Raw genomic sequence first — 14976 nt, 5'->3', positions numbered from 1 at the left:
AAAGTACTGTTAATAATTCACATAAACTAATGGAGTTCTAAGTTTTAGTGTTTTATTAATATGTGATTATCAGAAAGTTATATTTATTTAAGATGAATTCTTCTTAGTTTTTTGTTTTTATAGCTTGTTAAATAGTCAGCAAAATCAAAAAGTTTTGTAAAATATTGTGATTTAAACGATTATTTCAAGCTGTTTAAAAAGGAAATTAAAGCCCGAGTCGCTTTTCCACGATGACTGATTGCATTTTTAAGCTCAGCTGGCATCTCGGCAAAGGTCACTAGCTGTCCTTCTGGCTGGAAAATAGGGTCGTAGCCAAATCCTTCTTGTCCAGATTTTGAAAGTGTAATCCCGCCTTTGGCAATTCCAGTAAAAAGTTGCTGCTCGCTATTAAGGTTTAAAGCAATCACCGTTTTGAATTGTGCTTCTCTATTATTTTCAGTTTTTAAAGCTTGTAAAAGTTTATCCATATTAGCAATCGAATCAGATGGTTCTCCCGCATAACGAGCCGAATAAACACCTGGAGCTCCATTTAAAGCAGCGACTTCAAGACCTGTATCGTCAGCAAAACAGTCGTAACCATACTTTTCAGTTACATAATTGGCTTTCAATATCGCGTTTCCTTCAATAGTATCTGCCGTTTCGGGAATTTCTTCGTGACAACCTATCTCGGCCAAACTTAGGATTTGAATGTTATCCGGAAGGAGTTGCTGAATTTCTCTAATTTTATTTTTATTGTTTGAAGCAAAAACAAGTTGCATAGACTGATTTTTAAGATTTGCGTTCAAATGTACAGAATTTTGGTATTTTTTCTTTTAGGCTTCTTTCACGAAAAAAACTCAATAGTGATAACTCATCAAAATTGATAGTATGCTAAAGAATTCAAAATTAATACTTTAGTTCTGTTAAATGGAGGTTAAATCGCTATAAATTAATTGATTATGTAATTTATAGTTGTATCTTTGGTAGGTGGTTTTGATTAATTATTTGTTTATATCAAGTTTCACATAAAATTGATGACTCAATTTTCATTTTCAGCTGTAAGATGGAATATTTTGGAATAAGTAAGCTGAAGTGATGAATCAAAACCTACAAAATGGGAGCGTGTAAAAAGCGCTCCTTTTTTTTTGCCCCAAATTTTAAATTGCCCAAATAGTATATTTTAATCCGCTTGTACTTAATACTATAAATAATTGTGAATATCTATTTCGGGAATATTGGATTTTTTCTGCATTAAAATTTACCTTTGACATCCTTAAAATGTAAAGATATTATGAGCGCAACTTGGTACGAATGCAAAGTAAAATATAGAAAAACAGATGAAACAGGACTACAAAAGGTCGTAACGGAGCCTTATTTAGTAGACGCTTTATCATACACTGAGGCTGAATCTCGTATAAATGAAGAAATTGCAGCTTATACCAGTGAAGAGTTTAAAATCACCAACATCAAAGTGGCTAATTTTGCCGAAATTCATCCTTTTGAAAACACTGATCGTTGGTTTAAATCCAAAGTTTCTTTGTTAGCCTATGACGAAGAAAGCGGTAAAGAACGTAAAACCAATATGTATTTGTTGATTCAGGCCAACGATATTAGAGAAGCCTACGACAACACCATCCATGTAATGAAAGGCACAATGGGGGATTACACCATTCCAGCCATTGCTGAATCGCCTATATTGGATGTTTTTCCATATTTCAGTGGGGAAGAAGGAGCAGTGGAAGCCCTAGAAAGATTCAACGCAATCAAAGCTTCCAAACCTTTTGTGGCAGAACAAAAAGAAATTTCAATTGAAGCAGAACTAGAAGCAGAACTTGAAACCGAATTAGAGGAAACCATCTAAAACGAATTATAAATAGGCTCGTATAAATAATTTAGCGAGCCTTTTTTTTTGATAATTAGGGCGCGTCCTCCGTAAACTCCGGACCGGGCTATTCGTTGCAATCTTTTTATAATTCCGCTATCGCTACATTATAAAAAGGATTTCCACTGCTATCCCTCGCGCAAAATCGGGTACATAATCATGTTTTGTATTTTTTCAAGACGAGACAAAGCTGTATCTTTTAACGATGTTGGTCCAGTAAAATAACATTTCCATCAGGATCAGTCAACATAAGACTCGCAGGTCCTTCCGATTTTTCATCAGCTTCTGTTGTTAGTGTGAGACCGCTATTTTTTAACTGTTGCTGAATTTTACGAATGTCGTCAAAATTATCTAGATTTTTAGCATTCTCATCCCAACCTGGGCTAAAAGTCAAAATATTCCCTTCAAACATCCCTTGAAAAAGTCCAATGAGAGCATTGTCATTTTTCATTATCAGATACTGATGCTCCATGCTTCCCGCAAAAACCTGAAAACCTAATTTTTCGTAAAACTCTTTTGATACTTTTAAGTCTTTGACATTCAGACTCATTGAAAACGCTCCTAATTTCATATTAATTAATTTGAGTTAGTACTAATTTTTGGATTACTCAATTTAATAAAAAAATAGATAGGGAAGTAATTTCCTTGAGGAGATGTTTTTAATTTGTTGTCTTATTGTGGATTTCGATGAAGGAAAAAACCACAAAACCTATGTAACCGCTCTTTGCGTTGTTCCTAAACTTTATTATGTGTGCTGTGCAAATGTCTCTGACTTTGCGCAATTTTAAAAAGTTGTTTTAAACGAAATCGTTCTAAAAGTCTCTGGCTTTTGCATAAATATTTTTATAAAATCTACAAATCGATAGCGCTTCTAACCGAACTATTGACGTTTTGAATCCATCAGTATTCACAAAATGCAATTAACAAGATTAGTCAAAAGTCAGGAGACTTTGTGATGATTGTCATTCATAAAATCGATTTTAAAAATACCTCAAAGTCTGAAGACTTTGCGGAGCGGGGTTTCGATGAAGGAAAAAACCACAAAACCTATGTAACTGCTCTTCGAAGTGTTCCTAAACTTTATTATGCGTGCTGCGCAAATGTCTCTGACTTTGCGCAATTTTAAAATGTTGTTTTAAACGAAATCGTTCTAAAAGTCTCTGACTTTTGTACAAAATGTTTTTATAAAAAATCTACAAATCGACAAAGCTTCTAACCAAATTATTGACGTTTTGAATCCAGCAGTATTCACAAAATGCAATTAACAAGATTAGTTAAAAGTCAGGAGACTTTGGGATGATTGTCATTCTTAATAGCGATTTTAAAAATACCTCAAAGTCTGAAGACTTTGCGGAGCGGGGAAGTAATTTCCCTGAGGAGATGTTTTTAATTTGTTGTCTTATAGTGGATTTCGATGAAGGAAAAAACCATAAAACCTATGCAACCGCTCTTCGTATTGTTCTTAAACTTTATTATCTGTGCTGCGCAAATGTCTCTGACTTTGCGCAATTTTAAAATATTGTTTTAAACGAAATCGTTCTAAAAGTCTCTGACTTTTGCACAAAATGTTTTTATAAAATCTACAAATCGATAAACCTACTAAACATATTGACGTTTTAAATCCAGAATTCACATAATGCAATTAACAAGATTAGTCAAAAGTCAGGAGACTTTGGGATGATTGTGATTCTTACTATCGATTTTAAAAATACCTCAAAGTCTGAAGACTTTGCGGAGCGGTGAGCGGGCAGTTCGAATTTATCAAAAATCTGCTTTGTGTAAATTTTCAATATTTATTAATTTTCTTCCAAATATTCTTTCTGCGTCATCTTTAGCTGTACTAAGTTGCTTGTTGTTTAGTTTAGCTTCTGCTATTTTAACTTCTTCGATTATTTGATTTTGTTGAATAATAGAAAAGTCTTTTTTAAACTCGTTATAGATTAAAAACCAAATATAACTTTTGTAATAATCTTTTTCTAAACTATCACCATCTCTATACATATAAGCTAAACTTAATCTTGTCGAAGTTATATTTCCGCTTAAATTTAAATTATCTGGATTTTCTAATAACGATAATTTTGTTGCCCATTCAAGCATTTTATTCGTATTTTTTAACACCCCTAAACCTTGTTTAAAACAATTTACAACATTCCACATACAAGTTGCGTCATCATTATTTGCACACTTTAATGCGTATTCAAATGCTTTTTCAGCGTCAATTTCTGTTCCAATTCCATTTCCATAAGCCATCATCATTGCATAATGACCATCGTTAAAGCCATTTTCGGAAGATTTTTTATACCATTCAAAAGCTTCTTTTTCGTTTTTAACAATTCCAACTCCATTTTGAAGAAAATAACCTAAATTATATTGAGCTTCCGCATTTCCTAATTCTGCAGATTTTCTCAAAATTGGAAGTGCTTTTTCGTAGTCTCGCTTTTTTAATAATTCTTTAGATTGTATATTTAATTCATCTGCATTTTGACCGAAGACAAAATTCATAAATAACAATCCAATAATGAGCAAAAAATATTTTTTCATTTTTTTCTATTTGTTGTTTAACTTCCTTGAAATGTTTTGTAGCTCGTGACTTTTCAATTTTTGATTTAATTGGCTCTTCGTAGTGTTCCTAAACTCTATTACACGTGCTGCGCAAATGTCTCTGACTTTGCGCAATTTTAAAATGTTGTTTCAAACGAAATCGTTCTAAAAGTCTCTGACTTTTGCACAAAATGTTTTTATAAAATCTACAAATCGATAAACCTACTAAACATATTGACGTTTTAAATCCAGTATTCACAAAATGCAATTAACAAGATTAGTCAAAAGTCAGGAGACTTTGGGGTGATTGTCATTCTTAATATCGAATTTAAAAATACCTCAAAGTCTGAAGACTTTGCGGAGCGGGTTTGTACAGATACCTATTTTATATTCCATTTAGCTAGTGCAAGCGTCACGCTCGTACCCGGTCCAATTGTCATATGTGTTTTTGTCTTTTCTTTGTGTGCACGAGCGTGACGCTCGCGCAAGCATGGGGCACTCTGTCAGTTACTGGCAGAGCCGTCTACTCGATTAGCGGTCGTGCTTACTTTACGTATCTATATTTATCACGACGTTTTTCAAAAGCTTTTTCGCCTCCTTCAAGTATTCTACAAATTTCGAGATTTATGTCATTGTTTTCTAATGCGCCAGTATTGTAGCTTAAATTTTCATCTTCATTGATTGCAATTATTACTTGTTCTGAGTCGGAATTAACTACCAAATTTGCATTATGAGATACTATAATTACTTGACGATATTCTTTTATTTTTTTGAAAAGTTCAATTAGATGATTTGTTATAAAATCATTATCTAAATCATCTTCTGGTTGATCAAAAATTATTGGACCTGAAAATAATTGTGTAGCCAATTTTAAACATAAATAAACTGTCCCTTTCTGACCAGCGGACAAATTATTTATACTTTTTCCACCGATTGTAATATCAGGTATAACATAAACATACTTGTTTTTTATTTCGGGGTCAACAAATATTTGAAAAATGTCACTATCTATACCATTGTAAAAGCAATTAGAGTTGTTATGTTTTATTTTTTCTATTTTTTCAATGGTATAATTTAAAACGTCATGTGAAATATTTCTTGGATTTATTTCTAATAGTTCTAAGATTTTCTCTTTAGATTTAGGTCGTAAGGCTCTACCATCAATATAATTTTCTGCAATCTTAATAAATTGATTTATATTAAAGAAAGTTATACCCTCAATAGAAATTTCTTTGTCAGCAAGAATATTTTTAATTAACTCATTTTCTCTTTGACCTCTTTCTGTGTTATCAAAAATTTTGTCCTTCCATACCGTGTTGATGAAATGACCTTCTATTAATAGTGTGTTTTTTTGATGTTGAATAATTTCATTTAAAGATATCTTTACGTCTATTAACTCTTTCTTTTTGTTTTTTATACTGCTTAATTTTTCTTCAAGCGTATTTTTGCTTTCTTGATAACCAGTTAAATTATTGAGTAATTGTGATAAATCACCTTTGAAGTCTTTAAAATTATCCTCTTTTATCGTTTTGTTTTTTTGTTCAAATTCTATAATTTCTTTGGAAATTTTTCTGAATTCAACAATTATTTCTCTTTGTTGTGTTTCTGTATCAATATTAGAAATATTGTCAAAGTTTTTAATTTGATCATTAAGTTGATCTCTAAAACTGATGATGTCACTTCTTAATTCTTTTAACTTTCTAAGTTTGCTCTCTTTTTCGTTAATAGTATTTATATTTTGGACATAATCTTCCAAGAGTTTTTTGTTTGATCCTTCTGTAACCAAATCAATATTATCTTGGATTTCATCAATCTTAGTTTTAACAAATTTCTCGTCATTTATTTTATTGTTTCTTTCGTCAATTCTATCTAGCCAATCAAGAATGTTCCAATAGTTTTGGAATTTTTCTTTTATTTCAAATTCATTAACCGCTGATTGCGGTTTCTTAAAACCAGCTCCTTCGAGCATTTCTAGAATTTCTTTTTTTAGATTTTCAGAACTTTCAGCAATTTCCTTAACCTTGCTTTGATAAATAAATGTGAATGGTAAATTAACTTGAGAATTTAATGAATAAGTTTTTGTGTCAGCTTCAGAATTCTGTTCCCAACTTATATTAAAATTATTATCTAAATTTATTTTGGACGCTAGAGATTGATTTATTTCTTTGCCTAGACCATGCCCTAGATAATTTACAAGCATTGATTTACCTTGTCCACGACCTCCAATAATTGAAACAAGATTTCTATTTAAAGGAAAAATTATTGGAGAAAAAGTCAATTCTGAATTAGAATCATTTAATATTTTTATATTCGATTTTATTTCTATCGACGTAAAGATAGGTTTGTCAAAATCTTTTTCAGGATTATTTTCTTGAACTTTAACTCTTTCGCTTGGCTCATAAATAACTTGTTTGAGGCCTTCGAAAGTTGGATCAGCTTTGACCCAACAAAATTGATTATTGTCAGGATTAAATATTTTTTTATTTTCATGTGCATCACAACCATGGAAACATGGTTTTAAAGATCCGCACTTACGTTTTACTTCATCTTCATCATCTATGATTTTATTTTTAGCATCTGTTTTTTTTCCTAAGAAATACTTACTGTCACCATCATTTGATGAAAATATACAATCTGAAAATTTATAAATATTTTGGCGTGTGGCATCTAATGCGCTCACCTGTTTACCTTCAAAATAATCATAATGTTTGTGGAGACCTGAAACTCCGTCTTTACCATTTGCAACTATAATAATAGTATTTTTTTTTAATTCTTCATCTTTTTCAAAAATTTCTTTAAGGACATGAAAAGGAACTACAAATTGTAATATACCAGCCTGAAGAGCTGTATTATTGGGCATTGATGGATTGTTTGAATGTGTTTTTCCAAGATCAATTAAATCATCTCTAGTTGCTTTGAATCTTCTTCCGCTAAATTCGAAATATAAATTTTGAAAAAACCTATTATGGATTTTACTTTCAAATTGAGGGTTAAAAATGCAATGAATATTTATTGGTATACTTGAAGCAGTAACAGGTGAAATTCTTAATTCTACATTTGGAAGAATTAAATCAAATGATTTTGTGAATTTTCCTTTTTTATAATAATCGATAAACTTAAAATAATTATCAGTACACAAATAGTCTGTTACTGCAATTACTGAAATTTCTGCGGAATGTTTATTTATATCGTTTATGTAATTGTCCCATTTTTCATCAATCGTTGCGCCATCGAAATTATCATTTTTTTTTGTTTCTGGAGTATGAATATGCAAATCCCATCTTCTCCATAATGAACCAATTGAGTAATTTTTCCCTGTCATAATTTTTATAGTAATTTTCTTTCCGCATGACCGCTAACTAGTATATAAGTCTGACAGCCGTCATATTTTATTTTTCCAAACATACAACTTAATCCCCAAAAATACTTACAACTATTCTTTCAGTTATTAACATTTTTCAAAGATAATTCCCTCTTTATTATAAGTGTTACGGGAAACCATAATGACGTTATTATTTACACCAAACGCCTAGCCCCGGTAGAAGTGAAAAGCGAACGCAGGGTGAAAACCACTTTTTTCTGGTGGTGGCAGAGCGACCAGAGGAAGCTCCTGCCAGCGCCTAGAAAAAGGGTTTGAAACCAAGTTCCTTGTAACGGATGACGGGAATAGCTACAGAAGTATGTCTACATAAAAAAACTTCCAACAAGCGTAAAAGATTACGCATCAGGAATATCAGGTTCAACTAACCTTATTAATTTTTCGATTGATTCTTGCCAACCTAAATAACACATTTCCACAGGAATGGCAACGGGAATATTTTCTTGAATAATCTTTAGTTCGGTACCTACTGAAACTGGATTTAACCATACTGATGTGGTCATCAGACCTGGTAAATTAGGGTCGTCAAATTGTTCTGCATATTTGATAAATGCATTGGGCTCTATGGCTACAAATTTCCCTCCAAAAGAATGGCGTTTTCCAGTTGTAAAATTTTCAAAAGACATTTTAAATTGACCTCCAACTTTGACTTCTATTTCATGTATCAAACAAAGGAATCCATAGGGTGGAATCCAGGATGCGTAGGCTGTGGGGTTTGTAAAGGCACGATAGACTTTTTCAGGTGTTGCCTTAATAACGCGATGCAAGGTTACTGTTTGTGTTGACATGGCATGACTAATTTTGGTTAGTTAAAGATACTAATTATTTTGTTTTGCAGTGCTCCATTTACAGTCATTATGGTATTACAATTTACGAATACCTAAAACTAAAAAAGCCACTAGATAAATACCTAGTGACTTTTAATTAACCAACCAATTATAACCTAACTAAAGATTAACTTTTATTGCCATCCGCCACCTAAGGCTCTGTATAATTGAATAATGGCTTTGTATTGTTGGTACTTGTTGTCTACCAAATTTAATTTGGCATTCAAAGCGTCATTTTTAGCGGTTAAGACCTCTAAATAATTGGCTAAACCATACGTCAGTAACTCATCTGAGAATGAAGAAGCCTTTGTCAAAGCTTCGACCTGTTTTTCTCTAACCGAAATTTTATAGGTTTCGTTTTTGTATTGTGCCAAAGCATCCGAAACTTCTTTGCCTGCTGTCAATAGCGACTGCTCAAATTGTAAAAAGGCTTTTTCTTGATTAGCCTGTGCAATTTCGTACTTGGTTTTAATCTGTCTTTGGTTAAAGATAGGTTGTGTCAAACCGGTAACAATATTGGTAAAAATGGAGTTGGCGCTCAACCATTTTCGGATGTCGATACTTTGAAAACCTCCTGTAGCGGTTACTTTTAAGCTTGGATAAAAACTACTTTTGGCTACATTGGTCATCTCGAAATTAGTAATCAAATTGTATTCGGCAGCAATTACGTCTGGACGGTTACGAAGCAAACTTGCCGGTACTCCCAAGCTAATAGCAGGTTGTAGTTTTTGAGTATCAAAACTAGAACGTTCTATTTTTGTAGGTGCTTGACCTAAAAGGACACTTAATGTGTTCTCTAACAAAATAGTGTTGTTCTTTAAATCGGCGATGATTAATTGGGTCGCGTATTTTTGTGCTTCGGTTTGCTTAACACCAACCTCAGTAACATTTCCCGCTTTTTTCAAAGCCAGAATCGTCTCGATGCTTTTGTCTCTGTTAATCAAGGTTTCCTCGGCTACTTTAATTTGCTCGTCAACGGCTAATAATTGAAAATAAGTCGAAGCGATGGCTGCAATCAATTGTGTTTTTATCGCTTGATTAGCGGCATTGGTTTGCAAATACGCCGCTTGAGCGCCACGCTTGTTGCTTCTTATTTTTCCCCAGATATCAGCTTCCCAACTTAGGTTCCCTAACAATTGAAATTGATCTACGGTTCTGTTGTTCACAATGGCACCAATCTGACTGTTTTTTGACAATTCTTGATGTGTCCAATCCGTTGTTGTTGTTAAAGTAGGGAAGTAGCCTGCTTTTCCTTGTAACATGGTAGCTTGGGCAGCTTCCAAATTTTGCATAGCAATGCGGATATCCAAATTGTTTTCCAATCCTTTTTTGATATAGCCTTGCAAAATAGGGTCGGTAAAAATGCGGTCCCAACTCAGATTTGCCAATGAAAGACTGTCTGTGGAAACGGTTTCCGTACGGTATAAATTTTCTGTTTTTACTTCTGGTCGCTTGTAATCTTTGGCTACAAAACAGGCTTGCATTAAAGTAGCTGTACCAACGAGTATCCCAATTTTATATATTTTATTTTTCATTTTTTTCGGCTAAAGATTGAACATCTGATTCTTGTGGCGTAGGCAATGGTTTGATGGAAACTTTTTCCTGTAAATTTTGGAAAACGATAAACAAAATAGGAACGACAAATACTCCTAAAATCGTACCAATTAACATTCCTCCAATGGCTCCAGTTCCAATTGCTTTATTTCCAATCGCTCCTGCACCTTGCGCTAACATCAATGGCAATAATCCAAAGATAAATGCAAATGAGGTCATCAAAATAGGACGTAAACGGGCAACCGCTCCTTTGATGGCAGCTTGGGTTACGCTGAGTCCTTTTCGTCTCGCATCGGCCGCAAATTCGACTATCAAAATGGCATTCTTAGCGAGTAGTCCAATCAACATAATCAATGTAATCTGGAGGTAAATATTGTTACTCACTTTGAATAGATAAGCAAAAATATACGCTCCCGCTAAACCAATTGGTAATGAAAGTAATACTGCAAAAGGTAAGATGTAACTTTCATATTGTGCGGCTAATAAGAAATAAACAAATATCAAGCACAATAAGAAAATATAGATAGTTTGTCCACCTGCACTAATTTCTTCACGAGTCATTCCTGAGAATTCATATCCATAACCCAAAGGCAGGGATTGACTTGCTACTTCTTGTACCGCTTTAATAGCGTCACCTGAACTAAATCCTTCGTTTGGTGCTCCTGTAACTTTTACCGAAGTAAACAAGTTAAAACGATCTATAGCTTGTGGCCCAAATACTTTTTCTAATGTCACAAATTGTGAAATTGGGGCCATTTGTCCGCTGCTATTTCGAACTAATACTTTGTTCAAAGATTCAGGATTACTTCTGAACTGTGGTTCTGATTGATACACCACACGGTATTGTTTTCCAAATTTATTAAAGTTGGATGCATAAACTCCTCCATAATACCCTTGCATGGTTCCCAAAACATCGGTTACAGTTAAACCTGATTTTTTGATGGCCGCTACATTCAAATCAATACGATATTGTGGAAAATTGGGTGAGAAGGATGTTGCTGCATATTTAATTTCAGGGCGGCTATTTAAGTCCGCTAAGAATTTGGTTTTCACCGCTTCTAATTCTGTTATTGTTCCCCCTTTTTGATCTTGCAATTGGAATTCGAATCCATTACTGTAACCAAAACCAACTAAGGTAGGACGAGCAAAAAACAATACTTTGGCATCCTTAACCGTAGCAGCACGTTTGAACAATTCTTGTACAACCGCAGTTACTTCTTGATTATCGCCTTTACGTTCGGCCCATGGTTTTAATTTTACAATTACCATCCCGTAATTACTTCCAGTTCCACTTATTAAACTACGTCCAGAAATACGAAGTACTTCTTTGATTTCTGGAATATCTTTTACTTTATCTTGAATTTGGACTAATATTTCCTCTGTTCGCTGTAAAGAAGTTCCCGGTGGAAGCGAAACATCCGATAGAATAGCTCCAGTATCTTCACTAGGTACAAATGCTTTTGGTGTAATATTTAGTAGCAAAATGAAAATCCCTGAAAATACGGCTATTCCTAAAAATGCTATCCATTTGCGTTTTACCAAAAACTCAACTGATCTTTTGTATTTTCCGGTAGTGTTTTCAAAACCAGCATTAAAAGCAGTATAAAAACGCTCCAAGAAGCCACGTTTCTTTCCTGTTCCGTGCTCTTTTAAGAAAATAGCGCATAGTGCAGGTGAAAGTGTCAAGGCGTTAATTGCAGATAATACAATAGATACCGCTAAGGTTAATCCAAATTGCTTATAAAAAACTCCTGATGAACCACTAATAAACGAAACTGGAATAAATACCGCCGACATGACTAATGTGATAGAAATAATAGCACTACTAATATCACTCATGGCACTGTGTGCAGCTTTTTTAGGATCATGTTCACCAGCTTCCATCTTGGCATGAACAGCCTCGACGACTACAATGGCATCATCAACCACAATTCCGACCGCGAGTACCAAAGCAAACAAGGTTAACAAGTTGATGGTAAAACCAAATAAACTCAAGAAAAAGAAGGTTCCAATAATAGCAACTGGTACAGAAATAGCAGGAATAAGTGTTGACCTCCAATCTTGTAAAAAGATAAATACCACTATAAACACCAATAGGAACGCTTCAATTAAAGTATGAATAACTTTTGTAATAGACTCACTCAAGAAATCATTGGCATTAATCAAAGTCACATATTTCACTCCTTTAGGGAAATTAATCGCTGATTTATCCAAAACTTTTATGGAGCCTTCAATTACTTCTTGTGCATTAGAACCGGCAGTTTGTGCAATGGCAATCGCAATAGATTGGTTTCCGTTAGTATACGAATTACTCGCATAATTTACGGCCCCTAATTCGATTCGAGCAACATCACCTAGTTTTAGAACTTCACCATTTGGAGTAGAACGTACTACTATATCTTCAAATTCTTTGGTGTTTTGTAGACGCCCTTTGTATTTTAAAGTATATTGAAAAGATTGATTGCTATCTTCCCCTAATTGCCCAGGAGCAGCTTCAATATTTTGTTCAGCCAATAAGTTTGAAATATCCGAAGGCACTAATCCATAAGCGCCCATAACATCAGGTTTTAACCAAATACGCATCGAATAATCTCTTTGACCAAAAATAACAGCATCTCCAACACCTGGAACACGTTTAATTTTTGGTAAAATATTAATGTTGGCGTAGTTTTGAAGGAATGTAATGTCGTATTCAGGATTCTCGCTATACAACGATAAAATCAAGATATTATCACTTTGTCTTTTGGAGGTGGTAACCCCTGCTTGAGTTACTTCTTTTGGTAATAACGAAGTGGCACGTGACACACGATTTTGTACGTTTACCGCAGCCAAATCAGGATTGGTACCCAATTTAAAGTAAATATTTATAGAAGCTGAACCGTCATTATTAGATGTCGAAGTCATGTATGCCATGTCTTCAACGCCATTAATTTGTTCTTCCAAAGGTATTACTACCGAGTTCATTACCACCTCGGCACTAGCACCTTGGTAGTTTGCTGAAACTGTTACGGTAGGAGGGGCTATTTCTGGATATTGGGAAACGGGCAGGGCAATTAGCCCTAAAACTCCCAAAATAACGATGATAATAGAAATCACCGTTGACAATACGGGTCTGTCAATAAATTTTGAAAACATAAGCTGTTATTTTTCTAAAATTAATTAGTTGATTTGATTTTTTCAGGATTGATTACGGTAGCATAATCAACTAATTCTGGTACTATAGGAGTCCCTTCCGAAACGATTCCCACACCTTCAATAAGAATTTTGTCATTGACATTTAATCCTTTATCCACTACAAAAAACTGTCCTCCAGGAATGGCACGCACTTCGACTGGAATAGATTTTACCTTATTTTCCTTATCAGCAATAAGGACAATGCGTTTGTCTTGTAATTCTAAAGTAGCATTTTGTGGGATAACAATAACATCTTTTAAATCAGTTGGAACCTGTACCGTTGCACTTCCTCCTGAACGCAATAATTTATTGGCATTTGAGAAACTCGCTCTTACATTGAAAGATCCCGTTTGCGTATTGGCTTGTCCGCTGAAAGTTTCAATTTTCCCTTTTTGTTCATACACCATTCCGTTGCTTAAAACCAAATTTACAGCTGGCATATTAGCAATCTTTTGTTGAAATGTTTTCCCTTCTGCATTCATCATGATGTCTAATTGTTGCTTTTCATTTACTGAGAAATAAGCATAAATAGTGCTAACATCAGAAATACGTGTTAGAGGTTCAGCCGTTTGACTACTCACATAACTTCCTATTCTTAATGGTAAAGTACCCACGATTCCGTTCACCGGACTTTTGATAGAAGCATAATTGATTTTGGCTAGAATACCTTGGTAGGTACTTTTTGCACTTGCCAAATTTGCTTTTGCAGTTTCGAGTTGGACATCACTAATGATATTGCGTTCTACTAATGGCTTCAAACGATTTACTTCAACTTGAGCCGCTGCTACTTTTGCTTTGGCTGCGGCAGCTTCTTGGTTAGCAGTTTGAGTTTCAAGTTTAAAAAGCAGTTGCCCTTTTTTTACTTCCTGACCTTCTTGAACGTATATTTTTTCAATATAACCATCAACTTTGGCACGAATATCAATATCCGTAATTCCTTCTAAAGTAGCTGGGTATTCCGCTAGTAGGGTAGTATTTGAATTGGAAAGCTGCACTACTTTATATGGCATTGCTTGAGGAGCTGCTTGTTCCGCCTTTTTTTGATTGCATGACAATAAACTGATAGACACTATGATTGCAGTTATGAAATATCTCTTTTTCATCTGGGAATTATTTATTGGATTTATTTTGACTTTCTATTCTTTTAAATTCGTTAATGGTCTTGAGAAATAGTTTTTTTACTTCACCAACATGTTCTCTATATGCTTTTACATTCTGTAGGTTGCATATTTCTTCGGGACATGAAGCTGTTTTTTCTCTGTAATCAACTATTCTATCCATAATAAGCTGCTCAGAGTCGACTAGTTTTAAGTAATTATCTAATCGCTCACTTAGGTCTGCAGGTTTAAAATATTTTTTTCTATCACCTGCTTTGGTGATATACGAAATCTTGTCCATCTTAAGTAATAAGTTCAAATTGGTAGATATAGAACTTTTACTAGCTCCCATTTTCTCTAACAAAGATTCAAATGTTAAGCCTGTCTTACAGCCATCAATGATTAGTGTTCCTAATATTCTCGCCGCAAGAGGAGGGATGTTGTATAATTTCTCAAAATGATTTCCAAACATTTCGATAATCTCTAGTCTATCGTTTTCTATACTCATGTTTAGTATTTTTATTTTGCAAAATTACAACAGGT

The 14976-nt window shown here is 33.9% G+C and carries 10 protein-coding genes; 1 reads left to right on the top strand and 9 read right to left on the bottom strand.

Features of this window, described 5'->3' with window-relative positions:
- Positions 1-179: 179 nt before the first annotated feature.
- Positions 180-758: a non-canonical purine NTP diphosphatase gene (locus tag SLW70_RS12350; protein WP_320888733.1), complete on the bottom strand. Its 579-nt coding sequence runs from the start codon at positions 756-758 to the stop codon at positions 180-182.
- Between the two features lie 512 nt (positions 759-1270).
- On the opposite strand from SLW70_RS12350, the gene SLW70_RS12345 reads away from it, so the two are divergent.
- Complete coding sequence (locus SLW70_RS12345; RefSeq protein ID WP_320891794.1) at positions 1271-1840, top strand: DUF4494 domain-containing protein; 570 nt, start codon at positions 1271-1273, stop codon at positions 1838-1840.
- 220 nt (positions 1841-2060) lie between these two features.
- On the opposite strand, the gene SLW70_RS12340 is transcribed toward SLW70_RS12345, so the two are convergent.
- The 8 genes from SLW70_RS12340 to SLW70_RS12305 all read right to left on the bottom strand — a co-directional run bounded on the left by SLW70_RS12340 (position 2061) and on the right by SLW70_RS12305 (position 14941).
- Positions 2061-2432, bottom strand: coding sequence for a VOC family protein (locus SLW70_RS12340; protein ID WP_320888732.1), 372 nt, complete (start codon positions 2430-2432; stop codon positions 2061-2063).
- A gap of 1190 nt (positions 2433-3622) precedes the next feature.
- Positions 3623-4402, bottom strand: coding sequence for a tetratricopeptide repeat protein (locus SLW70_RS12335; RefSeq protein WP_320888731.1), 780 nt, complete (start codon positions 4400-4402; stop codon positions 3623-3625).
- 544 nt (positions 4403-4946) lie between these two features.
- Positions 4947-7724, bottom strand: coding sequence for a TrlF family AAA-like ATPase (locus SLW70_RS12330; RefSeq protein WP_320888730.1), 2778 nt, complete (start codon positions 7722-7724; stop codon positions 4947-4949).
- Positions 7725-8119: 395 nt separating this feature from the next.
- On the bottom strand, positions 8120-8569 hold the full coding sequence (locus tag SLW70_RS12325) for an SRPBCC family protein (RefSeq protein ID WP_320888729.1): 450 nt from the start codon (positions 8567-8569) through the stop codon (positions 8120-8122).
- Positions 8570-8742: 173 nt separating this feature from the next.
- Entirely contained in the window at positions 8743-10143 is a 1401-nt protein-coding gene (locus tag SLW70_RS12320; RefSeq protein WP_320888728.1) for an efflux transporter outer membrane subunit, read from the bottom strand.
- A complete protein-coding gene (locus tag SLW70_RS12315) occupies positions 10133-13297 on the bottom strand; it encodes an efflux RND transporter permease subunit (protein ID WP_320888726.1) in 3165 nt (1054 codons plus the stop codon). Before SLW70_RS12315 ends, SLW70_RS12320 begins: the two co-directional genes overlap by 11 nt.
- Positions 13298-13317: 20 nt before the next feature.
- The gene (locus SLW70_RS12310) at positions 13318-14439 is read right to left on the bottom strand and encodes an efflux RND transporter periplasmic adaptor subunit (RefSeq protein WP_320888725.1); all 1122 of its coding nucleotides are present in this window, start codon (positions 14437-14439) and stop codon (positions 13318-13320) included.
- Positions 14440-14446: 7 nt separating this feature from the next.
- The gene (locus tag SLW70_RS12305; RefSeq protein ID WP_320888724.1) at positions 14447-14941 is read right to left on the bottom strand and encodes a hypothetical protein; all 495 of its coding nucleotides are present in this window, start codon (positions 14939-14941) and stop codon (positions 14447-14449) included.
- Positions 14942-14976: the final 35 nt, after the last annotated feature.

This window comes from Flavobacterium sp. NG2, from assembly GCF_034119845.1.
Taxonomy (GTDB): Bacteria; Bacteroidota; Bacteroidia; order Flavobacteriales; family Flavobacteriaceae; genus Flavobacterium.
This window is presented reverse-complemented; position numbering and strand designations above follow the sequence as displayed.

Coding starts and splice junctions, on each gene's coding strand:
- SLW70_RS12350 (WP_320888733.1), bottom strand. CDS start 758: ATGCAACTTGTTTTTGCTTCAAACAATAAAAATAAAATTAGAGAAATT.
- SLW70_RS12345 (WP_320891794.1), top strand. CDS start 1,271: ATGAGCGCAACTTGGTACGAATGCAAAGTAAAATATAGAAAAACAGAT.
- SLW70_RS12340 (WP_320888732.1), bottom strand. CDS start 2,432: ATGAAATTAGGAGCGTTTTCAATGAGTCTGAATGTCAAAGACTTAAAA.
- SLW70_RS12335 (WP_320888731.1), bottom strand. CDS start 4,402: ATGAAAAAATATTTTTTGCTCATTATTGGATTGTTATTTATGAATTTT.
- SLW70_RS12330 (WP_320888730.1), bottom strand. CDS start 7,724: ATGACAGGGAAAAATTACTCAATTGGTTCATTATGGAGAAGATGGGAT.
- SLW70_RS12325 (WP_320888729.1), bottom strand. CDS start 8,569: ATGTCAACACAAACAGTAACCTTGCATCGCGTTATTAAGGCAACACCT.
- SLW70_RS12320 (WP_320888728.1), bottom strand. CDS start 10,143: ATGAAAAATAAAATATATAAAATTGGGATACTCGTTGGTACAGCTACT.
- SLW70_RS12315 (WP_320888726.1), bottom strand. CDS start 13,297: ATGTTTTCAAAATTTATTGACAGACCCGTATTGTCAACGGTGATTTCT.
- SLW70_RS12310 (WP_320888725.1), bottom strand. CDS start 14,439: ATGAAAAAGAGATATTTCATAACTGCAATCATAGTGTCTATCAGTTTA.
- SLW70_RS12305 (WP_320888724.1), bottom strand. CDS start 14,941: ATGAGTATAGAAAACGATAGACTAGAGATTATCGAAATGTTTGGAAAT.